The 26,078-nt window shown below is 52.2% G+C and carries 24 protein-coding genes; 10 read left to right on the top strand and 14 right to left on the bottom strand.

Going from position 1 to position 26,078, the window contains the following annotated elements:
* Position 1 precedes the first annotated feature (1 nt).
* The 9 genes from ACORNT_RS09420 to ACORNT_RS09380 all read right to left on the bottom strand — a co-directional run bounded on the left by ACORNT_RS09420 (position 2) and on the right by ACORNT_RS09380 (position 11,664).
* Entirely contained in the window at positions 2-844 is an 843-nt protein-coding gene (locus ACORNT_RS09420) for an XrtA system polysaccharide deacetylase (protein ID WP_321389617.1), read from the bottom strand.
* Positions 845-849: 5 nt separating this feature from the next.
* A complete protein-coding gene (locus tag ACORNT_RS09415) occupies positions 850-1,887 on the bottom strand; it encodes an XrtA/PEP-CTERM system-associated ATPase (RefSeq protein WP_321389614.1) in 1,038 nt (345 codons plus the stop codon).
* Positions 1,888-1,895: 8 nt separating this feature from the next.
* On the bottom strand, positions 1,896-3,353 hold the full coding sequence (locus ACORNT_RS09410; protein ID WP_321389613.1) for a TIGR03016 family PEP-CTERM system-associated outer membrane protein: 1,458 nt from the start codon (positions 3,351-3,353) through the stop codon (positions 1,896-1,898).
* A gap of 24 nt (positions 3,354-3,377) precedes the next feature.
* Positions 3,378-4,334, bottom strand: a complete 957-nt coding sequence (locus ACORNT_RS09405) for an XrtA-associated tyrosine autokinase (protein WP_321389611.1) — start codon at positions 4,332-4,334, stop codon at positions 3,378-3,380.
* 26 nt (positions 4,335-4,360) lie between these two features.
* Positions 4,361-5,956, bottom strand: a complete 1,596-nt coding sequence (locus tag ACORNT_RS09400; RefSeq protein ID WP_321389608.1) for an XrtA system polysaccharide chain length determinant — start codon at positions 5,954-5,956, stop codon at positions 4,361-4,363.
* A gap of 110 nt (positions 5,957-6,066) precedes the next feature.
* Positions 6,067-6,669, bottom strand: a complete 603-nt coding sequence (locus tag ACORNT_RS09395) for an XrtA/PEP-CTERM system exopolysaccharide export protein (protein ID WP_420717562.1) — start codon at positions 6,667-6,669, stop codon at positions 6,067-6,069.
* A 287-nt stretch (positions 6,670-6,956) separates the two neighbouring features.
* Positions 6,957-8,816 (bottom strand): asparagine synthetase B family protein, encoded by a 1,860-nt coding sequence (locus ACORNT_RS09390; protein ID WP_321389602.1) that lies wholly within the window; start codon positions 8,814-8,816, stop codon positions 6,957-6,959.
* Between the two features lie 15 nt (positions 8,817-8,831).
* Entirely contained in the window at positions 8,832-10,067 is a 1,236-nt protein-coding gene (locus ACORNT_RS09385; RefSeq protein WP_420717561.1) for a pyridoxal-dependent decarboxylase, exosortase A system-associated, read from the bottom strand.
* A gap of 16 nt (positions 10,068-10,083) precedes the next feature.
* On the bottom strand, positions 10,084-11,664 hold the full coding sequence (locus ACORNT_RS09380; protein ID WP_321389598.1) for an acyl-CoA ligase (AMP-forming), exosortase A system-associated: 1,581 nt from the start codon (positions 11,662-11,664) through the stop codon (positions 10,084-10,086).
* 243 nt (positions 11,665-11,907) lie between these two features.
* Here ACORNT_RS09380 and ACORNT_RS09375 point away from each other — a divergent pair, with 243 nt between their 5' ends.
* The 5 genes from ACORNT_RS09375 (at position 11,908) to ACORNT_RS09355 (ending at position 16,442) form a co-directional block, all read left to right on the top strand.
* Positions 11,908-12,606: a hypothetical protein gene (locus ACORNT_RS09375; RefSeq protein WP_321389595.1), complete on the top strand. Its 699-nt coding sequence runs from the start codon at positions 11,908-11,910 to the stop codon at positions 12,604-12,606.
* 101 nt (positions 12,607-12,707) lie between these two features.
* Positions 12,708-12,956, top strand: coding sequence for an acyl carrier protein (locus tag ACORNT_RS09370; protein WP_321389592.1), 249 nt, complete (start codon positions 12,708-12,710; stop codon positions 12,954-12,956).
* Between the two features lie 32 nt (positions 12,957-12,988).
* The gene (locus ACORNT_RS09365; RefSeq protein ID WP_321389589.1) at positions 12,989-13,819 is read left to right on the top strand and encodes a hydrolase 2, exosortase A system-associated; all 831 of its coding nucleotides are present in this window, start codon (positions 12,989-12,991) and stop codon (positions 13,817-13,819) included.
* Positions 13,812-14,714 carry a hydrolase 1, exosortase A system-associated gene (locus ACORNT_RS09360; protein WP_321389587.1) on the top strand — a complete coding sequence of 301 codons (903 nt, stop codon included), beginning with the start codon at positions 13,812-13,814 and terminating at the stop codon, positions 14,712-14,714. Before ACORNT_RS09365 ends, ACORNT_RS09360 begins: the two co-directional genes overlap by 8 nt.
* Positions 14,715-16,442 carry a hypothetical protein gene (locus tag ACORNT_RS09355; protein WP_321389585.1) on the top strand — a complete coding sequence of 576 codons (1,728 nt, stop codon included), beginning with the start codon at positions 14,715-14,717 and terminating at the stop codon, positions 16,440-16,442. It abuts the gene before it with no gap.
* A gap of 3 nt (positions 16,443-16,445) precedes the next feature.
* Here ACORNT_RS09355 and ACORNT_RS09350 read toward each other — a convergent pair whose 3' ends face one another.
* The gene (locus tag ACORNT_RS09350) at positions 16,446-17,444 is read right to left on the bottom strand and encodes a polysaccharide deacetylase family protein (protein WP_321389582.1); all 999 of its coding nucleotides are present in this window, start codon (positions 17,442-17,444) and stop codon (positions 16,446-16,448) included.
* Between the two features lie 12 nt (positions 17,445-17,456).
* Positions 17,457-17,594, bottom strand: coding sequence for a hypothetical protein (locus tag ACORNT_RS09345; RefSeq protein ID WP_321389579.1), 138 nt, complete (start codon positions 17,592-17,594; stop codon positions 17,457-17,459).
* A 112-nt stretch (positions 17,595-17,706) separates the two neighbouring features.
* Between ACORNT_RS09345 and ACORNT_RS09340 the strand changes: the two genes are divergently transcribed.
* From ACORNT_RS09340 to ACORNT_RS09330, 3 genes are read left to right on the top strand one after another with little or no spacing between them, the layout of a single operon-like run.
* Entirely contained in the window at positions 17,707-19,008 is a 1,302-nt protein-coding gene (locus ACORNT_RS09340; protein ID WP_321389576.1) for a putative O-glycosylation ligase, exosortase A system-associated, read from the top strand.
* Complete coding sequence (gene wecB, locus ACORNT_RS09335) at positions 19,005-20,105, top strand: non-hydrolyzing UDP-N-acetylglucosamine 2-epimerase (RefSeq protein WP_321389574.1); 1,101 nt, start codon at positions 19,005-19,007, stop codon at positions 20,103-20,105. Before ACORNT_RS09340 ends, wecB begins: the two co-directional genes overlap by 4 nt.
* Before the next feature lie 24 nt (positions 20,106-20,129).
* Positions 20,130-21,635 carry a lipopolysaccharide biosynthesis protein gene (locus ACORNT_RS09330; RefSeq protein WP_321389573.1) on the top strand — a complete coding sequence of 502 codons (1,506 nt, stop codon included), beginning with the start codon at positions 20,130-20,132 and terminating at the stop codon, positions 21,633-21,635.
* On the opposite strand, the gene rlmN is transcribed toward ACORNT_RS09330, so the two are convergent.
* Both rlmN and ACORNT_RS09320 read right to left on the bottom strand, forming a co-directional pair.
* Positions 21,632-22,810, bottom strand: a complete 1,179-nt coding sequence (rlmN, locus tag ACORNT_RS09325) for a 23S rRNA (adenine(2503)-C(2))-methyltransferase RlmN (RefSeq protein ID WP_321389570.1) — start codon at positions 22,808-22,810, stop codon at positions 21,632-21,634. The genes ACORNT_RS09330 and rlmN overlap by 4 nt on opposite strands.
* 50 nt (positions 22,811-22,860) lie before the next feature.
* Positions 22,861-23,379, bottom strand: a complete 519-nt coding sequence (locus ACORNT_RS09320; protein ID WP_321389567.1) for an invasion associated locus B family protein — start codon at positions 23,377-23,379, stop codon at positions 22,861-22,863.
* Positions 23,380-23,744: 365 nt separating this feature from the next.
* On the opposite strand from ACORNT_RS09320, the gene ACORNT_RS09315 reads away from it, so the two are divergent.
* Entirely contained in the window at positions 23,745-24,449 is a 705-nt protein-coding gene (locus ACORNT_RS09315) for a CoA transferase subunit A (protein ID WP_321389564.1), read from the top strand.
* Between the two features lie 2 nt (positions 24,450-24,451).
* Entirely contained in the window at positions 24,452-25,096 is a 645-nt protein-coding gene (locus tag ACORNT_RS09310) for a CoA transferase subunit B (RefSeq protein WP_321389562.1), read from the top strand.
* Positions 25,097-25,162: 66 nt separating this feature from the next.
* Here ACORNT_RS09310 and ACORNT_RS09305 read toward each other — a convergent pair whose 3' ends face one another.
* A complete protein-coding gene (locus ACORNT_RS09305; protein ID WP_321389559.1) occupies positions 25,163-25,978 on the bottom strand; it encodes a hypothetical protein in 816 nt (271 codons plus the stop codon).
* Between the last annotated feature and the right edge of the window lie 100 nt (positions 25,979-26,078).

Genomic DNA, 26,078 nt, shown 5'->3' with positions numbered 1-26,078 from the left:
ACTAGTTGTTCAGAAAAATTTCATCCATCCGGCCCCAGCTGAAATCAGCAAGCACCCGGCGCAGTTTCTTTTCCATCACATCAAGATTTGTGTAGTGACGGAATCTGGATTTCATTCCAGCCTGATTTTGTCGCGGCTGGTCCGGATCGATTTCCCAGGGATGAAAATAAAAAATACAGGACTCTTCGTCCCTGCTGTTGACCCGGGACATGGCCCATTTGGAAATAAAATAGGGCAAAAGCCTGAAATAGCCGCCTCCCCCGCAGGGAATTTTCCGTCCGGCAATATCGACAGTTGTGACAGGCATTTCCAGAAAACGACGTCCGTCAATGGGCATAAACGAAAAGCGCGGCGCATCCGGCATGCCATAGTGATCGTGCCGGATCGGATAAATGCTGGAACTGTAGTCGAAACCAGCTTCTTCCAGAACGTCAAGAGCCCACAGGTTTTTCTCCCCAATCGAAAAACTTGCTGCCCGGTATCCCCTGATCGGACACCCGCCCACATCCTCCAGAAGTTTTTTAGAACGCAGAACATCTTCCCTGAATACGTCACGATCCTGGTCGGTCACCCGCCAGTGAGCCATGCCGTGGCTGGCCAGTTCGTGGCCCTCTTCCACAATCCTGCGGACAAGTGCCGGATATCTTTCCGCCACCCAGCCAAGGGTAAAGAAGGTCGCTTTCACACCCGCATCGTCAAACATCTGGAGAATTTTGTCGGTATTCTGCTCTACCCTGCAGGGAAGTGTATCCCAGTCGGCGCGGCTGATGTCCTTTTCAAACGCCCCGACCTGGAAATAATCTTCCACATCCACCGTCATGGCATTCCTGATCTGGCCTGTCATGATATCTATTCGTCCCTCTCGGCATTCTTTCCAAGCCAGACAGACGCAATATCCAGCACGGCCTTGATAGTATCATCATGCACACGAACATATTTTTCGAGAGTATCCAGCCTCTCTTCCAGACCGGCTGGAAGTCCGCCGTTCGTCACGGCTCTTCCAGAGGACACTCCCCCGCCGTTGACAGCGCCCCTGATCGAGGACGGGCTATTTATCGGTTGTGTCGCCAGAGCATTTTCCTGCTCCATATCCGTAATAACGTCCGCGACTACTTGCTCATTGATATTGTGAATTTCCTCAATGGCGCCGAACAGCAGTATCCTTGAACACAACGTATTCAGGCGCCTTGGCACACCCTGGGTAAATTCATATATTTTCCTGAAGGCGCCGTCATCAAACGAAGGATCATTTTTCCAGCCCACCAGGGCCAGACGATGTTCTACATATTCCCGCGTTTCCTCATAGGTCATGGCCTGCAGATGATGGGTGGCAATCACCCTCTGGCGCAACTGTTCCAGTTCCGGATCAAAGGCCCATTTGTCCCTGAATTCCGGTTGTCCGACCAGAAAACTCTGCAAGAGCGCACGGTCCCCTTCCTGGAAATTGGACAGCATGCGCAATTCTTCCAGCGCCTTTGTCGGCAGATTCTGAACTTCATCAATCAGCAGCAGGGCCCGCCGGCCGTTCTTGTGGTTCTGCCTCAGGAAAACCTCGATGTCGCGCAGAAGAACGGCTTTGTCCTTTCCGTTTGCATCCAGCCCGAAACCAACGGCGACCATCCGCAGAATATCATCGGCCCCCAGATTGGTGGTAACGATCTTGGCCGCAACAAACTGGTCAGTATCCAGTTCATTCAGCAAATGCCCGACCAGAGTTGTCTTGCCGGCACCGATTTCACCGGTGATGATGATAAACCCCTCACCCTGGCTGAGACCATAGGTCAGATAGGCCATAGCCTTATGGTGAGTGCTACTGTCAAAGTAGAACCGGGGATCCGGAGTCAGTTGGAAGGGTTTACCTTCTAGGCCGTAAAATTCAGCATACATATTTGTACCTACAGCGCCGCCCTGATCGAGAAGGAAATATAGTTGGACGGCCGATTCAGCAGAGGCGAACGGGTGCCTGTCCGGTCGGAATGAACATAAGAAAGGGCAGATGTCAGAGATTCAGAGATTCTGTAAGAGATATTTGCCCCGGCGCTCCAGAATTTATCGTCAACAGGAGCTTCAATGCTATCAACATTAAAGTTATACTCGGAGTAGCTGAAAGAGCCATTGACCGATGCTGTCAGCCTGCGGCTAATTCTCCGGGTCAGGGAAGCAGCCGCTGTCCAGCGTTCTTCATTACGGGAAGCAACCTCGGAAGAATAGCGTCTGTTTGAACCGCTTATGCTGTAGCTTGTGCGTCCCCGTTCTCCCTGCAGGGCCACCCGCCAGGTTTTAGTCCGGACAAAACTGTCATCCAGGAAGTCGATTCCGTTATTTGAAATTTCACCGGAAAAGGGGTCAACTACAAAGGAATCAATCACTTCCAGAGTCTGATAGGTCTCCAGAAGATCCCTGTAAGTCACAGAAAGTTGTGCCTTGGGCGTGATCCTGTAAAAAGCGCTCAGGGAGAAGGTATCCCCGCGATACTGGTTGCCATATCGGAAAGAAATGGACGTCCGCGGTCCGGGAACAAGCCGGAAACCTGCATCCCAGACAAAATTGTCAAATTCCACAAAGGCGTTGTCATTGGCGTCGCGGGATTCATACCCGGCGCTGCCCAGCAGAGACAGCATGCGGTTCACCCGGTAACTGCCGTCCAGGCGAGTGCCATAGCTGACATAGTCATCCACCGACACCCTTTGCTGATTATTATAATAGACGGCGTAGCTCCATCCAATACGGGAAAACTGGCTGCCACTGTCAACGGTTAGCCGGCTGCCGTAGCTGGTCGCTTTTTCAAAATCGGAACCGGCATTATCCAGACGTTCACGGTCGCCACTTCTGACATGCCTGACATTTGCCTCAAGACGGGCGTCGGCAAATGAACCGAAATGACGGGTCAGATAAGGCCGCATACGGTAGGTCTGGATTGTCGCCCGGTTCAGGGTTCTGCTGCCATCCACACTGGAAATTGCCTGGCGCCGGTCCAGGTACCTTTGATTGATATCGGCATTGGCATCCACGAAGAAAAGATCCTGTGACAGCTCCGAATGCACGCTGAAGGCCAGATTGTGACGAATTTCGTCTTTATCGCCAACAGCATCGGGATAATAAAAATAGTTCGGCGTATAATTCAGATTCAGATCCAGACGGGCACCGTCAGCCTTGATTGCAATGGTCGGAGCAACCTGCGTAATGAAATCACCCTCGGCCTGGGCGCTGTCCAGGTCCACATTGTCGGTATAGGTTTCAATGACGGAAAGCGATGGGGATATCTCCCAGTCAGCCGCATAACCGGCCACAGGTAAAGATGCCCCCACAAACGCCGGAAGGATGGCATACGCGATTTTATTCTGTTTTTTCATATTCCCGCCCCAGGTTGTTGTTATTTATTGATGGCCATAACCGTAATATGATCCGAACTTCTTCTTGCCGCCGGAGAAACGCGATTTATTCAGCAGAAGATTGATGTGTTCAGAGGAACCAATCATCGACAAGGCTTCCTTCAGATCTATTTCACGGGTTTTGTCAGCTTCCACTACATAGAGGACCTGGCCCACACTGAGAGCCAGAACTGATGCAGAACTGCTGGCAAGAACCGGCGGTGAATCAATGATGATCACCCGGTCCGGATAACGTTTGGCAACTTCGTTGACAATGTCGCCCATCCGCTCACTGGCCAGAAGCTCGGTGGTGAGCCGGTGTTTTTTTCCTGCCGGCAAAAGAGTAAGATTTGGAATATTGGTTTTCAAAAGACAGTCTGAAAGATCAAGGCTTTTGTTTTCAATGACATCAATCAGGCCCAAGTCGGCCTTGACACCCAGTCGTTTCATGACATCCGGCTTTTCCACATCCGCGTCAATCAGCAGAACAGTCAGATCCCGTTCCATGGCCATACTCATGGCCAGGCTGATCGCGCAAAAGGTCTTGCCCTCGTCCGGCTGGGTACTGGTCACCATGATGAGATTGCCGTTCTTGATCGCAGAATCGCCCTTGGCAAAGGCGTTCAGGAGAAGGCTCCTCTTGACGATCCGGAATTCCTCGGAAATAACAGAATTATCGGTTTCCATAACCGGTATATTCTGTGCTTTCAGTTCATCAAAATTGATCTCCACATAGCGGCTTGTGCGGCCATAGGATCTGGAAACCGGCTTTGCCGGGGTTTCCACCGGCGCCGTAGGCGAGGTCTGTTCGGAAACTTTTGGCTGTTCAGCATCGGCCGGACTGGCAGAGGGTTCGACGGAGGCTTTCGCCTTTGCGGCAGTTTCGGCCGCTTTTCTGGCCGCCTTTTCCACAAGGCTTTCCGTTTTTTTCATTTTCTCTGCAGCTTTTTCGATCAAACTCATGATTTTTCTTCTTATAAGTTCAGTATTTACGCCGTGGGCACATGGAAATAGTTCATCATTGCATAGACACTGATGCAGGAGATAAACAGACCGGCCAACATAATTGAAAACAGGATAAGCTTGCGTTTTCTGCCCTGCAGTTCCTGCGGGGAAGGAATTGCTGAAATGCTACCCAGAACAGGCATCGACAAAACATCTCTCAAACGTTGTTCGGTAGAGAAAGTCGAATGCATCTGGCTCATCAGGAAGGCAACCCCGACGCCGGCGCCAAGGCCGACAAAAAGGACCCCGAGAACATACAGCAGGCGGTTCGGGCTGCTTGGCTCACGGGCCTCTTGCGGCGGCTCGATCACACGGAACTGGACACGATCTGACTTTGTTTCCAGATCCTGGGAAATCCTTGCGGATTCCCGTTTTTCCAGCAGTTCATTATAGTTTCTCTTGATGATGCCGTAATCCCGGTTCAGACGGGCCAGCTCGGCCTCTACTTCCGGTACACGCTGGGCATAGGAAGCAAGACGTTTCACTTCATCTTCCTTTTGCGCCAAACGGGCCTGGAGGCTGGCGATCTCGCCTTCCAGTTCAATGATATTCATATTCAGCTGGTCATAGACCGGATTGGGGCGGACACCGGCCGTGGACTGGAGTTTCTCGGTATCACCTTCTTCCAGAGCCTGAGCCAGTTCAGCCTGCTCTTCAGCCATTTTTCCCTGCAGATCACCAATCTGGGCAGCAATGATTTTTACATCCGGATGCTGGTCCTTGTAACCGCGGGCATAAAGATCATCCAGGCGTTGTTCAAGAATTGAAATCCTGTTGGCCAGATTGCTTGATGAAGAAGGACCGGCCCCACCGATCGCCGGACCAGTTCCTGAACCGGACGCCAGGTATGGCGGAATATTCTCCAGGTAGGCTTTCATCTGCTTCTGTTTGTTACGATATTCATTAATCTGGTTTTTCACCACAGCAACGGCTGACTGGGCCTGCTGCATCTGATCAAAATAGGAACTGCCCTGTCCGGACAGGAAGGACATGTTTTTCTGCTTGAACTCGGCTGTCCGCTGTTCCGCTATTTCCATCTGCTCTTCATATTCGCGGATCTGTTCCTCGATGAAACGCAGCGCGGATGACAGGTCTTTGCGTCCTGTTGCCAGCTTGTCCTCGATAAAGATATTCAGCAGCGACTGAACCACCTTCTTGGCCACCGCAGGATTGCTGTTCTCATAAGAGATCTGGAACAGGTTGGCAGCCCCCTGGATGTTGATATTGATGTCCTCGCTCAGGGCCTCAACCAGTTTCTCGGTTTCACTTTCCGAAGTCACCGTCATATCCAGATCGGTCATGCGGATCACTTTTTCGATATTCGGACGACTGATCAGGGTCTGGCGCATCATGCGGACCTGGTCATAGACGTTATTTGAAACCGCAAGCCCTTTCATCAAGGGCTTCAGCATGGTTTCAGCATCCACATGGATCCTTGCACTGGACTGGTATTTGTTTGGAATCTGAGCCACATACATCCAGCCGGCAATGCAGACTACCCAGGATACAATCAGGGCATAATGCCGCTTGCGCCAGACGCCATACAAGATGGAAATTATTTGTTGATATAGTTCCTGCATGTTTTTCTCAATATCCCAAACCTAGTAACATTTTTTCCGCCACCAAAGTGCCCCCGGCACCGGCGGAAACCAACCAGCGGGCGGGAATATCCCGCCCGACCGGCCAATTCTTAGAAGAAGCTTTCCGGAATAATGATGACATCACCCGGATTGATCATCACATTCGCGCTGACATCACCATCCTTGATCAGGTCGTCAATACGAATATTATATTCACGCTGTACGCCGTCTTCTACACGGGCAAGCACGGCACTGTTACCGGCAGCAAATTCCGTTGTACCGCCTACTGCAATCATAAGGTCAAGCAGAGTCATATTTGCGCGATAAGGGATAGCCTGCGGAGATGTTGCAGATCCCACGACACGAACCTGCTGTGCGAATGGACCCTGGAAGCCGCTGACAATGACTGTCACAATCGGGCTCTGGATATATTCGGCAAGTTTTTTCTCGATATCCCGAGCCAGCTGCGTCGGCGTTCTTCCTGTAGCAGCCATATCGTCAATCAGAGGCACTGAAAAACGGCCGTCAGGACGGACTGTGACGCTGGTCGACAGTTCCGGGTTACGCCAGACAAATATCTGCAGATTGTCAAGCGGACCGACAACATAAGGTTTACCCGGTCCTTCATCAATCGGCACAAAGTTCGCCGACGGCAAATCACCGCCACCGGTTGCACAACCGGCTACTACCAGGACAGCAAGTACAGCTGCCATTTTTGCCACAACAGCACGAATACTTGTGTTCTCAAATTTAGTCTTGTTCACAGCACATTCCCTTCCATCTATTACTATTCTTATTGATGCCCCTAACAGGTCACCCCAATATGCGTCATTTCACCCTATGTTTAGCTGTAAAATGTTAAATTAATGCAAACATATGAGAATAATGTAACGCGCTATTTAATCTCCGCCGGTGAATTCCTTGCCTCACCCCGCTTGCGGCGTATATTACATCATATGTCCTACAAAATCCAATTCTGATAATATTATAGTTAATATTCCTAACAGTGATTCTTAAGCCACATCTCAAGCATTGCCAGATCCCAGGCAAGTCCCGCCCCCGGATCGCCGGCACGGCTGCAGGAGGCGATAACATCGTCCAGAAATTCATTTTCCAGGTATCCCCGTTTCTTGAAATCCGACACATTGTCAGTGACTAGCTCGTTCAGCTTCGTATCCCGATGGATCCAGACCATAAAGGGCAGTCCGAAACCGTGTTTCTCCTTAGTCAGGGTTTCGTCCGGCAGAAAGCCCTTCATGGCAAATTTAAAGAAATCCCTCAGCTTGTAACCGGGCAACATCACATCCACCGGAATACTGGCGGCAAACTCTACCAGTTCGTCTTCGAGAAATGGATAATGTACATCCACACCGGCCAGCCGGCACATCTGGTTGACCTTGCGAAGATCATTGTCCGCCAGGGTGATCTGCATATCCATATGCATCATCCGCTGCAGCATCTGGGTATCTTCATGCCGGTGATAGGTCTGACGGATCAGTTCAAGCGGCAGTTCCGTATCCAGGCCTTCGCGGCATTCAGGCCGGAATATATCCAGCGGCTCGACGCCGGAAATAAAACTGTAGGAATAAAGCCTTTCAGGCATGGGCGTTGCATATCTGCGGGCCAGACTGCGGGCCTTGGACACAACCGGCACATGCTGCATGCCGGGCAATTCCAGAATCGGTTCAAGAAAATATTTGCGCAGACCGCCAGGGATCAGGGCATATTTCTCGATCTTTTTCATCATGACATATCGTTCATTACCGGCAAAAATCTCATCACCACCGTCGCCGGCCAGAAGCGTGCTTACGCCGCTTTCCTTCGCCATTTTTGCACAGTAATAGGCGGCCACGGCAGAATGATTGCCGTAAGGCTCGTCATAAATATCGGCGATATTTTCCATCACCTTTTCGACATCGGTCGGTTCCATGAAATATTCGTGATGGTCGGTCTTGAAATGTTCGGCCGCCAGACGTGCGTATCCGCTTTCATCAAACTGTGATTCATGAAAGCCGATGGTATAGGTTTTACCGCCGCCATTATGCTTCATCATCAGTCCTGCCACGGTACTGCTGTCCAGGCCACCGCTGAGAAATGCCCCAAGCTGGTTCCTGTCAGTATCAGACAAGGTTTTTTCGAAACTGCGATCAAGAACATCCCATAAGGCGTCTTTCCATTCATCCCGGTTGCCGGAAGCCGCCGTGGTATAAGGCATGGACCAGTAGAAGCCCTTGCTGACCTGCCCGTTGCTGAATTTCACAAACTGCGCCGGCTCAAGCTTGTTCATCTGGTCATAGATCGATGTCGGGGACGGCACGACGAAATAATAGAGATAGTTATAAACCGACTGCGGACTGATGGTGGTTTTAAGGCCCGGAAAACGTTTAACCGCATCCGTAACCGTGGAAAAGATAAACTCGCCTTCCGGTCCGCAGGCGTAACACAGGGAATTAATGCCCGTCCTGTCGATGGCTATAGCAGTTTCCCGTTTTTCCATATCCAGAAGTGCTGCCGACCAGGCGCCCTGCATCAGGCGGAAAACATCGGTGCCAAAGCGCCGGTATCCCTCGATCAGGGCTGCGGCGTTATTCTTTTGTGCGGCCAACCCGGCCAGAACGTCGTTCTGCCATCTGACGACACCGTTTACGGCAGCCTGAAATTCGCCTTCACAGTCAAGGCATCCATTGCCGTAAGTGGGGACAACAGCAAGAGCCCCTGCCGTGGAGGAAAAAGTCTGGATATTTTCGGCAAGATGTCTTTCGTGATCGCCCCGGATCAGGCAACCGGCCATTTCGCCAATCAGCCTGCCCGCTGCGTCGTTATCACCTGCGTGACCCTGCCAACCTGAAATTCCCGACATGTGGTCTGTATCCCCCTAAACCAAGATTTCCCTAGGTGCCTCATGGCCCAGAAATGCTGTCGGACTGGCGGTCAGGCCATAAGCCCCGGACTGGAACAGCACCACATAGTCACCGATTTCAGCGACCGGAAGTTCCATCTTGTTGCCCAGAAGATCCAGGGGTGTACACAGGCAGCCGACGACACTGGCCTCTTCCCTGTCCCCGCCGTCCATGCGATTGCCGATTTCCACGGGATAATTCTTGCGAATCACCTGGCCGAAATTTCCGGATGCCGCGAGATGATGATGCAATCCGCCATCGGTCATCAAAAATGTATTACCGCGGGAAACCTTGCGATCGACAATCCTGCTCACATAAATGCCGGCTTCACCAACGAAATAACGGCCAAGTTCAATCACCACTTCCGCATCGGGCATTTCTTTCTCAAAAGCCGGCAGCAGGGCGCCAAGTCCCTCGCCCGCGGCCTTGAGATCCAGCGGTTCTTCGCCTGGAAAATAGGGAATACCGTAACCACCGCCGATATTGACAAAAGTCGGGGCGCACGGGGCATCTCCCGCAAGCTTGAGCGCAAGGGCCAGTGTTTTTTCCTGGGTTTCCAGAATACTGTCCACTTTCAGGTTCTGCGAACCGGAGAAGATGTGAAAGCCCTGGAAATCCAGCCCCAGATCACCAAGCTCCTTCAGCATGTCGGGCACCTGTTCCGCATCAACACCGAACTGTTTGGGCCCGCCGCCCATTTTCATGCCGGAAGATTTGAGTTCGAAGTCCGGATTAACCCGGACCGCCACTTTGGGACGAATGCCCTGCTGATCGCCGAACGCGGCAATACGGCGCATCTCGCCGAAGGATTCCATATTGATCACCACACCGGCGGCAACGGCCTGCGACAATTCCTTGTCTGTCTTTGCCGGTCCGGCAAAGCTGATCAGTTCGGCTGAGGTTCCGGTATCAAGTGCCACTGCCATTTCACCGCTGGAGGCCACATCAAGGCCATCCACCAGGGACGCCATATGATGCACCACTGCCGGCATTGGATTTGCCTTCATGGCGTAATGAAGCTGAACCTGTTTCGGCAGATATTTGCGCATCATTTCCACGCGCGCCGTCATCAGGCCCCGGTCATAGGCAAAGAAAGGTGTTGAACCGACCCTGTCCGCTAATCTGGAAAGCTTTATCCCGCCAAGGGTAATTTCGCCATCCACAACAGGATAGCCGCTGATTGGCGCATGTTCCGGTTTCTTCTTGTCTATCACAGCCAATTTTCCTTTATTCTTTTTCCGTCACTTCGGCAGCAATGGCCTTGCGATCGATTTTTCCGTTCGGGTTACGGGGCAAAGATGTCCATTCTATGATCCTGTGCGGCACCATATAGCTGGGCAGTTCCGTCCGGCAGTAAGCCAATACCGCATCCTGATCCAGGGCAGCCCCGTCCTTGCCGGTGGCCACAATCCAGATCGCCTGGCCGAGCTGTTCATGCTCGACACCGATGGCGGCAATTTCCCCGATCAGCCCGCTGGCATAAATGGTTTCTTCAAGCTCGGTCGGACTTGTCCGATACCCCGACGTTTTGATCATCTCGTCCCGGCGACCGACAAAATACAGAAAACCGTCCGCGTCCTTTTTCACAGTATCCCCGGACCAGACCGCAATTTCCGGCATCGGAATTCCGGCCGGTTGCCCCGGCGCCGGCCTGAAGCGTTCCGCCGTACGGGCCGGATCGTTCCAGTAGCCCAGGGCCACCAGCGCACCGCGATGAACCAGTTCACCCGGCTCGCCCGGATCGCAGGGGGTGCCGTCTTCACGCACCACCATGATTTCCGCATTAGGAATAGCCTTGCCCATGGAGTCCGGAATACGGTCAACCTCGCTGGGCGGCAGATAAGTGGAACGGAAGGCCTCTGTCAGGCCGTACATCAGGTAAATATCGGTCTTCGGCAGTTTTGCCCGAAAGGCCTTTGTCACCGGTACCGGCATCCGGCCGCCGGTGGTGGCGATGTAACGAATGCTGTCCACGGTTTCTTCCGGCCAGTCCATTTCAACAAGCTGGATCCACAGCGGCGGCACACAGGTAATGCCGGTCACCCGGTGTTTGGCCGCCTGGCGGATGACGTCGCGGGGCATCAGATAATTCATCAGCACCACAGTCGCCCCGACCCGGAAAGCAGTCGTCAGCTGGCTGAAGCCGGCATCGAAACTCAGCGGCAACACGCTAAGGACCCGGTCTTCAGGGGTGTTCTTAAGATAAGTGGACACGCTTTCGGCCCCGACAATCAGGTTCCGGTGCGACACAATCACCCCTTTGGGCATGCCGGTACTGCCGGAGGTATAGAGAATCGCGGCCATATCCGCATCAATGACCGGATGACCTGCACAATCGGCTTGTTCGCCACTATTCATAAAGTCATCCCAGGACAGGATAGCTGCGTTTACATCCGGCAGGCTGTCAGGCATTTTGCCGACGAGGATAATCCGCTCAAGATCGCTGCAGTCCTGCAGTTCCTCCACAAGTCCGGCCAGCCGGTCCGCACTTGTGACCAGATATCTGACATTGCAGTCCTTAAGGATATAAGCCACCTGACGCGCCTTCAGGCCCGGATTGACCGGCACAAAAACTCCGCCGGCCTCGGAAGCCCCGAAACAGGTGACAACTGTCTCCACCTGTTTGGGCAGGAAAACGGCAACACGATCATTCTTTGACAGGCCCGCTGACATCAGGGCCTTGCCGAGTGTGTCATTCAAACGGGCAAATTCACCATAGGAAACTTCCTCTGCCTTGAAAACAATTGCCGTATGGTCCGGCCGGCTGGAAGATTGCGCTCTGACAAAATCCGATAATCTGTTGATCATGATAAGAGTATTCTTTTTCTTGTTTCAATTAGACCGTAAGATATTGAAGAATAGTTAGAGAAATATGAACGACTTACCAAGAAAATTTGAACACGCTCCGCAACATCCAATCAATTATTAACAATGACCACTTCATTATATTAACCATAATTTGAAAGCTTGCCATTTTTATTTTATTAACATACCTGCTGTAGAAGGCAGCGATAGATATAAAACAATAAAATCATGCGATGGACACGCCAGATGTTTAATTGGTTCAGGACTTCCTTTCGGCAGCTCGGGGTATATTCAACCTTCTGTTATGGCACAGATGTCATACTGCGGCGGCTTGGTCTGGGCTCGGTTTATCGCTACCTCTATTATGCCCAGCCGCTCGACATGCTGGTCAAACCGGCTCGACGAAAAAGTGCTTTCGACGTAATCGAACTGAAACCGGGTAACAAGGACCTGCTGGAAATGCTTGGCCAGGACGTTCTGGATTATCGTTTTAAGCAGAATGCCGTCTGCCTTGCTGCCCTCAAAGAAGGCAAAATTGCCGCCCTTCTCTGGCATACAGCCGGCCCTTACCTTGAAGACGAGGTAAAGGCCATTTTTGTCCCTCCGGCAAACAATAGCTGGGATTTCGGGGTACATGTGGAACCTGAATTCAGGATGACCCGGGCCTTCATGACCTTATGGAGTGAGGGCGCGCGCCTGATGACCGAGCGGGGGCTGGAAAATTCCCTGAGCCGCATTTCGGGTTATAATCCGAATTCCATTCTGTCCCATTCGAGAATGGGGGCCAGTGAAATCGGTCGGGCAACTTTCCTGACCATTGGACCGCTGCAAATCTGCTGGTCTTCGGTCTCACCGCGGATGGATTTTACCTTTGGGACAAAAAAGAAACCTGTTTTTAAGTTTTCTGCTCCATTATCGTCGCCGTCAACAACGAAACAACCATGAATACGGGAATCATTGTTCAGTCTTTATTTCAGGGAACGCCTATAGTATAAGGTCTCGATTTTAGCTGAACAATTGAAATACATAGAGAATAAGGCTGTAGAATGTCAGTAATTGAAGATGTAAGAGAAGTTCTGAAAGCAACACTCCAGCTTGGTGATCGCGCCAATGATATTGACGCTGACACGCCCCTGCTGGGTAATCTTCCGGAACTGGATTCTATGGCAGTAGCCATGCTTGTGACCTCCATCGAGGAACATTTCGATATCTACATCGAGGATGATGAAATCAGCGCCGAGACCTTTGAAACCTTCGGTGCGCTGTGCTCCTTCGTGGAAGAAAAAGCAGCCTGAACAAACAGGGTATTCCCCGGGGAGCTGTCCATTTGCAACCTTTTTTCCTTAAAAGCGTCAAGGGACATCTGTTCGGGAATTATTTCCCGCCCTCCTCCGGGGTTGCCGATCTGGGCGACCTCGTCTTCTGCCCGCCGTTCGCAGAAGAGCTAAACCGTTCCCGACATATGATTTCACGACAGGCCCGCGAGCTTGCCCGCCAGGGCTACGGCGTTCTCCTTCTTGACCTGTATGGCACCGGTGACAGTGAGGGCACTTACGGAGATGCGGACTGGCGGACATGGCTCGCGGATCTTCAGGTCGCCCTTGACTGGATCAAATCGAAAGACAGAAAATTTGCCGGTTACTGGGCAATGCGCACTGGCGCCCTGCTGGCCGCTGATTTTATCGAGAAAACAGGAACACCCTGTCCGCTGGTCCTGTTCTGGCAGCCGGTCACCAACGGCAGGAACTTTGTCGGCCAGTTTCTGCGCATCAAACTTGCCGGCGACTTCACCGGCGGCAACAATCAACAGGCTATCACCAGCAAGGATCTCACAGATGCTCTCGACCGCGGTGAAACCCTCGAAATCGCTGGCTACGACCTGACCCCCGATATTGCCAGATCGCTGGGCGCGCTGGCCCTTGCAAAAATTACCCTGCCAAAAGAAACCCAGGTCAAATGGATTGAAATTTCCCTGAAGGAAGACGCGGAAATCGGACCCGGCTCGAAAAAGGTTCTGGATAAATGGAGCTCGGACGGCGTGAACTGCACCTCTGCTGCCGTGAAGGATGTCCAGTTCTGGACCCTGCAGGAACCGGAATGGGCGGACAGCTTTACCAAGGCAACCCGGAAACTGATGAACGGGGATGCCAATGACTGATACCTTCAGCGAAGAAGCCTTTGCTTTCGATATCGGGGGAGATCCCGTTACCGGCATCATTCACCATGCCAGCCCTGCAAAGCCTGATACCGGCCTGCTGATCATTGTCGGCGGCCCGCAGTACCGTATCGGCGCCCATAGGCAGTATGTGCACCTGGCCCGACACTGCGCCAGGGGCGGCATCCCCGCCATGCGCTTCGATTTTCGTGGCATCGGCGACAGCAGCGACAGCCCATTCCAGGGTTTTCAGGGTGTGAAGGAAGATATTTACCGGGCCGTCGACGAGTTTCTGGACCGTGAACCTTCCCTGAAATCCATCGTCATCTGGGGGCTGTGTGAAGGCGCCTCGGCCTGCCTGCTCGGCGCCCAGAAACATCCGGCCGTTTCCGGCCTGGTGCTGCTCAATCCCTGGGTCCGCAGTGAAGCCGGGCTCGCAAAGGCCTTTGTGAAGCATTATTATACCGATCGCCTGAAAGATCCGGAATTCTGGAAAAAGCTTTTTTCCGGCAAGATGAATATTACAGGCGCTGTTGGCGGCCTGTGGGGCAATATCAGGAAAGCTTTCGGCGGAAAATCCCCAGCCCCGGAAGAAGAAACGGCAACCGCACAGACGAACGAGATCACCGATGAGGATTTCCCCGACAGGATGCTGAAGGGATTGCAGGAGCTTTCGGGCCGTGTACTCCTGATCCAGAGCGAGAATGACCTTGTGGCCCGGGAATTTGACGATCTGGTCAAGGGCTCGCGCGACTGGAAAGCGGCCTTCGATAACCGGGACTTCACCCGCATAGACATTCCTGAAAGCGACCATACCTTCTCCAGCGAACCCTGGCGGCAGGCGGTTGCCCAAACAACCCTGGAGTGGCTCCTGACAGACACAAAGGAGCGGAAATAAATGGGCGCTTTTCTGATAATAGCAGAGAATGAATTGGCCGATGCCTGCAAGCAGGCAGCATTGACGGTCATGTCCCGCGCCGGCTTTACAAAGCCGCAGGTGCTGACATGCGCTGATAAGAGCATCTATCTGTATGACAAGCTGGTTGCCCCGACACCAAACCTTTATGAAGCCGGCAACGGGGACTTCTGCTTTTCAGTCGGCACGCTTTTTTTTGACGGCAGTTACGGCGTGGATGCCTCGGAAAAACTGCTCAAGACCTTCAGCCCCGCCCGTATAGACCCGACCCTGTTTGACGGTAGTTTTGCGGCTGTGATCGCCAGAGGAGGAAAGCTCTATATTTTTGGTGATCCGCTGGGAACCTATCGGCTTTTCCACAGCGACGACCATAAGGTCTGGGGAACTTCTTTTCTGGCGGCTGCGTCAACCCTGCCCGTCCTGAAACCAAATCCCCAGGCCATCTATGAATATGTCTTCCAGGGCGCCACTTACGGCAACGACACTCCGTTCCACGAAGTAAAAATGGCCAACAGTCATGCCTTGTATGAATGGGACAAGGGGCAAACGCCAAACAGGCGTTCCCGTTATTTCAACATGTTCCTGAGGCCCATCGACGGTAGCCAGGACGAACTGGTCGATTATTGCCTTGAAGCCCTGCAAAACCAGTTCCAGCAAGTGGTCAGCCAGTTTGGTAACAATATAGATACGGCCCTTTCCGGTGGCTATGATTCACGGCTGATGCTTGCCCTGTTGCGCAAAGCCGGCAGCCAGCCCAAAATCCATGTTTACGGTGCCGATAATGACCCCGATGTGGTGGTCGCCAAAACAATCGCCAAGGGGGAAAACCTTCACCTTGTCCATAAGAATAAGGCAATATCCACGCCGCCTGCACCTGAGGAATATCCGGCACTGCTTGCAAAAAACTTTTTTGTCATGGACGGCATCCCTAACGAGGGTATTTTCGATAACGGCCTGAACCTTGAAACCCGGCGCGAACGGGTTCAGGGCGGGGCACTGGCGCTTAACGGCGGCGGCGGGGAAATTTACCGGGACTTTTTTCACCTGCCGGACCAGCCCCTGACCATCCACGACATGATCAGGACCTTTTACAGCCAGTATGATCCGGCCAGCACGACAGAAGAGTTTACCGAACGCCTGTACCGGGAACGGCTTGCCCTGAAAATCCGCCAGTCCCTCGACAAAGGTCATGACCAGTTGAATCGCATCGAGGCGGAATCCATTTATCCGCTGTTCCGGCTGCGCTACTGGATGGGTAAAAACAACAGCCTGAACAACAGGTTCGGCCCGGCGCTCACGCCCTTTACAAGATATTCTGTCCTGCAGACCGCCATGCCGGTTCCCCTGCGGTTCAAATATTACGGAAATTTTGAAGCTGCCATGATCCGCAAACTTGATCTTGTACTGGCCGGTTACCTGACTGATTATGGCTATTCACTGTCAGCCCCTGCCCCCCTTGGCGCAAGAATTGCCGGATGGATGGATATTCGCAAACCCATCGCCCTGCGCCAGCATATTTTTGCTTTCAAAAACAAATTCCGCAAACTGCAGAAGCCATTCTACCTGAATGAAGAGTATGTCGACGGTCTTCTGGATCCCGACTGCCCGCGGATGAGCCGCTTTTTCCGGCTCGACAAAATCACGAGTGCCGAACAGTTCAACAGGCTGTACAGCCTGGAATATCTGATGAAATATTTTAAGACCAGTTAGCTGTCAGGCCCGCAGCATTTCCTGCAACTGCAGCGGATTGGCGGACCGCCCCCCCAGATCATTCATGAAAAATCCGAAATAAATATCCATGTCTTCCAGGAATTTTTCCAGTTGCGCCTGATCCCTCACATAGGGTGACCCGCCAATCATCAGGCTGGAACTGTGGTAGGCATAATTAAAGACCTTGTGCCCGATGGCATGCATGCGCCGGGTCATGCGGATGTGATCCACCGCATGAATTCCTTCAGGTGTCAGCGGTATCCGCTCCAGCAGGGAAAGTTTTGACAGGACCCCGGCCATCAGGGATCTCAGGCCCGACTGTCCGGCAATCAACGGATATACTGTACTGCCCCAGCGGGCCAGGAGACCGTCATAACCGCGACTGTTGGGGAGTTCCAGAAAACGCCGGTTGCCATAATGGAAATGATAAGGCTGCGTCGGAAGTCCCCGAAAATCAGGCCCGGTGTCATGGGAAAAATTTGTGTCCGCCACGACGCTGGTGTCAATTTCATACCCAAGTTCGGCCAGGATCCGGCTGGAATTGGGGCCGACACCGTACCGGCCGGCCTTGTAGATTACCGGCCGTCTGCCCGTCTTGCGCTCAATCAGATCCGTCAATGTCTCCAGTTTGACCTTTTCCAGCTCATATGACAGGTTGCCGGGATAGGAGTTCCGGACACAGACCTCCTCCTCATAGGGCGGGTTAACCCAGGGATGCAGGTGGGTGCCGATCAGACAGCTCCCCTCTTCCATCCATTCCCGCAGGATACCAACGGCTGTGTCATCCTCGGCCACGGCATGATCAATCACATAGGTAGGAATGATGTCATGTTTCCTGAAGATTTCCTGGGCCAGATGCTGGTGGGATATACAATTGACGGAGCGGCTGTTCCGATCAAAGGGGGCCGCCCAGTCGAATTCTTCCTCGGTATCGATGACGACGGTCAGAAGCGGAATTTTATCGTTGAAAGAGGCTTTCCGGATATTATTTTTATCGAACATTTCCGGTTATCTTCACGGCTTCTTTTTCGGTTGGTACTTCCGGGGATCGAATTTTTCTTTTCCACCGTCCGCATAGTCATCTTTCTTCACGGAAAGATACATGACATAAAGGATCATAAATATGAAACCTGAAAGAACTATCTCAAACATTATGACCTCCAAAAAATTATGATATAACCACTATTTAAAGCCTAGCGGTTTCAAAAATGTTAACTAATATCCACTAATTATCATACCTCGAACAATAACAGAAAACCGATCCATGCGTGATATATTTCTAAGCATTATCATATTTGGCCTGATACCATTTATCCTCAAGTTCCCCCATGTTGGTGTGCTGGCCTGGTCATGGATTTCCTATATGAACCCCCACAAGCTCGCTTATGGGTTCGCTTATTTTTTCAATTTTCTGGATTTTCTGGCGGCGGCCACCATTCTTGCCCTGCTCGCCACCAAGGATAAGAAATCCATCCCCAAGCACCCGATTACCTGGCTTTTGGCTCTATATGTAGTCTGGATCAGCATCTCCACATTAATTGCCGTCAATCACGAGGTGGCCATTCCAAAATACATCACCGTTATAAAGATCCTGCTCTTTACCTTTGTGACGATGTTGATCATGCAATCCAAATCACGCATTAACGCTCTGGTCTGGGTGATTGTCCTGTCAATCGGTTTTTATGCCTTCAAGGGGGGGATATTTACCTTAGCAACCGGTGGCGGCGGCAGGGTCTGGGGTGCGCCCGGCAGCTTTTTTGGCGATAATAATCACTTCGCACTGGTTCTTTTGATGGTCGTCCCCCTGACCTTTTACCTTTATCAGGTTACGGAACATAAATGGCTCAGGTTTGCCATTTTCGGACTGATGATGTGTGAAATACTTTCCATTTTCGGCACTCAGTCCCGGGGAGCCCTGATCGGCATGGTTTGTATGTTTTCCTTCTGGGCCTACAAAACCAAGAAGCTTGCCATTGTATTTTTCATGTTACCTTTTCTCGCACTTACGGCATTCTTTTTCATGCCGGACAGCTGGAAAGAAAGAATGACATCCATCGAACATTATGACGAGGATGCCTCCGCCCAGGGCCGAATTACCATGTGGAGGGTCGCTATCAAGGTTGCCAACGACAACCCGGTTTTTGGCGGCGGGTTCAATGTTTTCTATGACGAAGGCATCAGAGCAATATATCTTCTGCCCGGTGAAGTGGGGCGAGCCGTGCACAGCGTCCATTTCGAAGTCATCGGGGAACAGGGATATGCCGGTTACCTGATTTTCCTGTTGCTGGCCCTGACTGCCTACGCCACAGGAAATACCATAAGGAAGCAGACCAAGGACCGAAAGGATCTGAAATGGTGTGGCGATCTTGCGGAAATGATTCAGGTCAGCATGATCGGTTACGCCAGCGCCGGCGCTTTCGTCAACCTCGCGACTTTTGACCTTTATTACCACCTGCTTGCCATAATGGCCATGACGAGGGTTGTTCTTCAGAAAGAACTTGATAAAACAGAACAGGAAATTCAGCCGGTCCCCCGGACATCGGCAATGAGGAAACTTAAAGCATGACCAAAATCATTCACCTGATCGCCGCGGCGCGCCCCAATTTCATGAAAATTGCCCCACTCTACCATGCTCTGAACAAACAGGACTGGTGCGAGGTAAAAATCATTCATACCGGCCAGCATTATGACGCCAACATGTCTGACAGCATTTTCGCCGATTTGATGCTGCCCCAGCCTCACTTCCATCTGGGCGTAGGTGGCGGCACCCATGCCCATCAGGTTGGCAGTGTCATGATTGCCTATGAAAAAATCTGTCTTGAGGTGGAACGCCCCGACCTGCTGGTGGTTGTGGGGGATGTGAATTCCACTGCCGCCTGCGCCCAGGTTGGCACAAAGCTGCATATTCCCGTGGCTCATCTCGAAGCCGGCCTCAGAAGCGGTGATCGCAGGATGCCGGAAGAAATAAATCGTCTGGTAACCGATGCTATTGCCGATTATCTGTGGACCCCCTCACCAGATGCAGATGAACATCTTCGCCGGGAAGGCCATCCTGATAGCCAGATCGTTCGCGTCGGCAACATCATGATGGACAGCTTCGAACTTCTCCGGGATCGCATCGAGAGCGAAAATGCACCGGCAAAATTTGGATTAACACCGGGCAACTATGGCGTTGTGACCATGCACCGCCCCTCCAACGTGGATGAGAAGGACACGCTGACCACCCTGATGAACCAGATCATGGCCGTAGCCGCTAAAATCGACCTGTTGTTTGCCGTACATCCACGCACCCGCAAGAACCTGGAAAAATTCGGTCTGTGGGAAAAACTGACCCAGACGAAGGGTCTGACCCTTGTCGAGCCTGTCAGCTATGCCCCGTTCATGAGTCTGGTCAAGGATGCGAAACTGATTATCACGGATTCCGGCGGCATCCAGGAGGAAACCACTTATCTGGACATCCCCTGCCTGACGTTGCGCGAAAACACAGAACGGCCGATTACTGTCACCCAGGGCACCAACAGACTCGTTCCGACAGAGGAACTGAAGGCAAGTGTGGAAGCTGTGCTGGCCGGCGACTGGGTATCCGGAACAAAACCGAACCTGTGGGACGGAAAGACCACGAACAGGATCGTTACTGAAATCGCCAAAATTTTTGGCCTCTGACGTGACAAAGGACACCGTCGCGTTATGAGCACCGAACCGACCCCACCTGATGGAGCCATCGCCTCCCGCGTTATGAAGGGGGCGGCCTGGATGGCCTTTACCAGGTTCGGCACCCGCCTTCTTGGCATGCTCAGCACCATTGTCCTGGCCCGTCTTCTGATGCCGGAAGATTTCGGGATCGTAGCACTTGCCTCTTCCTATTATGCCATCCTCGAAGGCATGAGCGCCCTTAATTTCAAGCAGGCCCTGATCAAATACCGCGACGCGGATGACAATGATTACAACACCGCCTGGACACTCAATGTCTGCCGGGGAATTCTGCTGACGGTGATTATCGCCGCAAGTTCCTTATTTGTGCCGGGCCTGATGAATGAGCCTCGCCTGGGGCCTGTCATTCTGCTTGTGGCCCTGATCCCCTTTATCGACGGATTTGAAAACCCAAAGTTCATCATTTTTGAAAAGAACCTGGATTTCACCCGGGAGATGGTTTTGACCCTCGGGACCAAGGTCCTGACGCTCATTTTGACCATATATCTGGCCTACAGCCTGCGCAGCTACTGGGCCCTGATTATCGGCCTGGTGTTCGGAACCGCCACAAGGGTGACCATCAGCTATCTGATGGTCAGGTATCTGCCCCGGGTCAGCTTTGCCTCCCTGGGCCGCCTGTTCAGCTTTTCCGCCTGGATGTCGGGCGTCAACCTGCTGCAGTCCTTGTCCACCAACCTTGATAAATTTTTTGTCGGTTATTTCCTCGGCACGGCCAAAACCGGTATTTTCCATATCGGCAAAACGGTTGCCTTCATGCCGACCAACGAGATGGTGATGCCGCTGAACCGGGCGCTATATCCCGGCTTCACCATGATTGTCGACAAGCCCAATTATATGCGGGAAAAAGTCCTGGAAAGCTCCCAGTTTCTGGGCGGTCTCAGCCTGCCCATCGGTATTGGTTTTTCCCTGGTGGCTCCTGACTTCATCTATCTGGTCTATGGTCCAAAATGGCTGGAGGCAATCCAGATTGTCCAGATCCTGGCCGCTACATCCGCCTTCAGCATGATCGGTTCCATCGGCATTTTTGTCGCTATGGCCCACGGCAACACCAAATATCTTTTCTTCCGGCAGCTTGTGGTGTTTCTGGCCTTGCCCGTATTTGTCATCACCGGGGTCTATTACGCCGGTTTCATCGGCGCGGTTTACGGCATTGCCGCCCGCCTGATCCTGCAGATGATCCTGAATATGTATATAGTCCAGAAACTTCTGGGTCTGCCGGTATTGCGTCTTTTATTTGCTTCCTGGCGCAGCATGATTTCAGCCGGAATCATGGCCGTTTGCCTGACCGGTCTGGACACCATTCTTTCCCATGAGACCATTGCCGACAAATCCCTGTCCCTGGCCGCCCAAATTGCCTGCGGCATGCTGGTCTACAGCCTGGCGCATTTTCTGATCTGGATAATTGCCGGCAAACCCAAGGGTTTTGAACAACGTTTGTCCGGAATTGTGGAAAGCAGACTACTGAAACGCAAAAAGGCCTAACCGGCCTCTGCCTGACCGGCCTTAAGTTCCCTGAGCAGTTCGCTTTTTCGCTTTTTTTCGCTCTCGGACTTGAGCTGACCGCAGGCAGCGAGAATATCCTCGCCGCGGGTTTTGCGCACCGGGGCTGAAATCCCGGCTTCAAAGACGATATCTGAAAAACGCTTGATCCGCTTGTCGGTGGAGCGCTCGAAGTCAGATCCCGGCCAGGGATTAAAGGGGATCAGGTTGACCTTGGCCGGTATTTTATACTGCTTCAGCAATTTCACCAGCCGCCGGGCGTCATCATCCGTGTCATTGACATCCTTGAGCATGATATACTCAAAAGTGATACGCCGACTGTTGCTGGCCCCGGGATAGTCGGCGCAGGCCTGCAGCAGTTCTTCCAGCGGGTATTTGTTGTTGATCGGCATGATCCGGCTGCGGGTTTCATTGTCCGTGGCATGCAGGGAAATAGCCAGGTTGACGCCGATTTCCTCACCGCATCTTTTCATTTCCGGCACCACACCGGACGTGGAAAGGGTAATGCGCCGCCTGGACAGGCTGATACCGCCCTCATCCATCACGATCTTCAGGGCTTTTTTCACATTGTCGAAATTATACAACGGCTCGCCCATGCCCATCATGACGATATTGGACAGCATGCGTCCTTCTTTCGGTGTCGGCCATTCGCCAAGATCATCCCGGGCGACCAGTATCTGCATGACAATTTCCATCGGCGTAAGGTTACGCACCAGCCTCTGGGTGCCGGTGTGACAGAAGCGGCAGGTCAGCGTACAGCCAACCTGGGAAGACACACAGAGCGTGCCCCGGTCCTCTTCAGGAATGAGAACCGTTTCAACTTCGTTGCCGTCGGGAAAACGCATCAGCCATTTACGGGTACCGTCCACCGACACCAGGGCCTCGATGATTTCCGGCCGGCCGATTTCAAAATGTTCGGCAAGTGTGGCCTGCATCGGTTTGGCGATGTTGGTCATCTCGTCAAAACCCTTGGCGCCGAAATGATAGATCCAGGACCAGATCTGCTGGGCCCGCATGCGGCATTGTTTCTCAGGCACACCGATGCCCTTCAGGCGATCGGCAATTTCAGTGCGATCAAGCCCGACAAGAGTGCGTTCTTCCCGAAACTGCGGGCGTGGCCCGACAACCGGTTCTGTGCCAAGTGGTAATGTCTGCATTTCAGCTCAAGCCCCAAAGGGCCCTCAGTTCATTAAAAAATCCGCCCAAATCAGCGGCACGCCTTTGTAATGGCGTTATGGGCTGCCGTAAAGCCGGAAAGTGAAAATTGATAACTGGTGGCGTTGCCTCGCCCGCTGGTCGCATTCATCACCAGATTGCTGCCGCGCTTCATGGCCGAGGCCATGGCATTGTCCTGCTTGGCGTCATATCCCCAGGCGCCGTCACCGGAGGTGAAAAGCTTGAAACTGCGGTTCTTGTCGATCACCATGGTAACCGTTGAATCCTTTCTGAAACCATAGCCGACGACAAAGTTCAACTCATTGGAAATCTTGCGCTTTGGCTTGTGGGAAACCGTAATGAACGGATTTCCGTGCTGCAGGGTCGTCGGCGTTTTCCGCTTCGGCACCGAGATGATGTAGCAGACTTTTTCACCATCACTTTTCTGGAGCACAAAAGCATCCCAGCTTTTGAAGCTGCCCAGCAGCTGACGACTGTCCGCCAGCGCCGTTCCCGTGGAAAAGCACAGCAAAAAAAGTGAAAATAAAATCCCGGTACCAATAGTCTTCATCTGATCCTCTGACTGTTTTGATTTGCGCTACAGTAACAAACTGGCGAATCACCCTCAAGCCCGTTTTACCGCAGGCCGATAAAAAGCGGACAACCTTATACACCTCGGGCAACCATAACGACGAATATGGACGAAAATTAGATCGTATATAATGATCGCTAATGGTGCGGAAACGTCTCCCTATATTTGGTGCTTTTGCGTTGCACAATCCTGCCTCTGCCAGTAATGTGATCCGGAACGCTGACGGGACCAAAGTATTATAGGCATATTCCTGTAACTATTTTATGAGTGCCGCAGGAGAGATAAAAAATCCGGTCCATCTGAAACCGGAAAACATCAAAGCCAAGTTCAGGAGGTTGAACAATATGAGGAAAGTTTACGCCAATGCCGAAAAGGCCCTGGAAGGGATCACCTTTGACGGCATGACTGTTATGGCCGGGGGGTTCGGCTTGTGCGGCATCCCGGAAAATCTGATTACCGCGCTACGGGATTCCGGCGCCACCGGCATCACCGCCATTTCCAACAATGCGGGCGTCGATGATTTCGGCCTCGGGCTTTTGCTGCAGACCCGGCAGATCAAGAAAATGATTTCCTCTTATGTTGGTGAAAACAAGGAATTCGAACGTCAGTATCTGAACGGCGAACTGGAACTTGAATTTAACCCGCAAGGAACACTCGCCGAACGCTGCCGGGCCGGTGGCGCCGGCATTCCCGGTTTTTACACCAAGACCGGCGTCGGCACCCTGATTGCCGAAGGCAAGGAACACAAGGATTTTAACGGCGAGACCTATATCATGGAAACCGGCCTTGTGGCCGATGTGTCCCTGGTCAAGGCCTGGAAGGGCGACAAGGAAGGCAACCTGATTTACCGCAAGACCGCGCGCAACTTCAACCCGATGATGGCCACCGCTGGCAAGATCACCGTGGTCGAGGTCGAGGAACTTGTCGAAGTGGGCGAGCTTGATCCAGACCAGATCCACACCCCCGGCATCTTCGTGCAGCGCATTATCCAGAGCAAGGATCTGGAGAAACGCATTGAAAAAGTCACAACCCGCGCGAAAGGAGAATAATCATGCCCTGGAACAGAGACGACATGGCCAAACGGGCCGCGCAGGAACTGGAAGACGGCTTTTACGTGAACCTGGGCATCGGCATCCCGACCCTGGTGTCCAACTATATCCCGGACGGCATGGAAGTGACCCTGCAGTCGGAAAACGGTATGCTCGGCATGGGCCCCTTCCCTTATGAGGGCGAGGAAGACCCGGACCTGATCAACGCCGGCAAGCAGACCATCACCGAACTGGACAAGACCAGCTATTTCTCCTCCGCCGACAGCTTCGGCATGATCCGCGGCGGCCATATCAACATGGCGATTCTTGGCGCCATGCAGGTGGCGGAAAACGGCGACCTCGCCAACTGGATGATCCCCGGCAAACTGGTCAAGGGCATGGGCGGCGCCATGGACCTGGTAGCCGGCGTGAAAAAAGTGGTGGTGATCATGGATCACACCGCCAAGGACGGCGCGGCCAAATTCCTTAAAAGCTGCGACCTGCCACTGACCGGCACCGGCGTGGTGGATATGCTGATCACCAATGTAGGTACCTTCTCCATTGACGAGGGCGGCGTGACCCTGATCGAGCTCGCCCCCGAGGTGACTGTCGAGGACGTCAAGGCGTCAACCGAAGCCCACTTCAAAGTGGCGCCGGGCCTCGCCTGAGGGCTCTACAGAAATTGAAATGGAGAAGCCGGGCTCATCACCCGGCTTTTCACCTTGTCCCCAATTCTAGTTCTTTCTTGATCTCTGATATCTCATGTAAAAATCGAAAGCCTGCCGAAGCGTTACTGCTGCAGAAATATCTCCAGCTTCTTTTTTTGCTGCGATCATTTCTTTTAAGAAAACATCCCTGTCTATATAGTTGTTTTCCTTCAACGCCTGATAAGCAAAAGCAACAAGTAATGTACGGCTCCTATCTTCTGGCATTTTTTCTAACAGCTTTAGCGCTTCGACATAGGCTAAATCTGCCATTTCTGGCGATCCAAGATACCTTTCGTCTTGTGCGAGTAAAATAGTTAAAGCGGCTGTCAAATCTTGCGACAAGCCAAGAGTCCCAGCCATCAGAAATGCCTCTGTGTAAAAATGCCGAGCACAAATTAACTGCTTTGTCGCAAAGAACAATCGGCCCTCTAGTGCTAAGCTCATGGACCTCAACATCGGCTTTTCCACCGTCCCACCCATCTTAACGAGTACAGATTGTGCTTTTTTCAGGTGCAGATAAGCATTTCTAATATCACCAGCCTTAAAGTAGTGCATTGCAAAATGGATATCCTGTTCAACTATCGCTTCATTCAAGTTTAACATCTGATAATAATGTGATTGGATGACAGACCAAAGGTTATCCGGGTTTTCTGAGTCTATATTATTTAAAAAATCTTCCGAAATTTGATTTCGATCCTTATCTACTTCCCAAGTGTCATTTGCTAAAATACAGCTGTCTTTTCGATTATCTAATTCCGGTTTTGCGACGCCTGCTACACTCAAATTAAAGCACAACGTCGTAATAAGAACACTGAGGATTAATTTACTGACTAGCCCCCTCATCCCCTGATCTCCTCCATTTCGCATTTGAAAGTTATTTGGCAAGAACAGGCCTGAGTTTTACTGCTGTGTATATACGATTGGATAAAGAACTTCATCGATT

This window comes from Emcibacter sp. (genome assembly GCF_963675455.1).
In the GTDB taxonomy this organism is placed as follows: domain Bacteria; phylum Pseudomonadota; class Alphaproteobacteria; order Sphingomonadales; family Emcibacteraceae; genus Emcibacter.
This window is presented reverse-complemented; position numbering and strand designations above follow the sequence as displayed.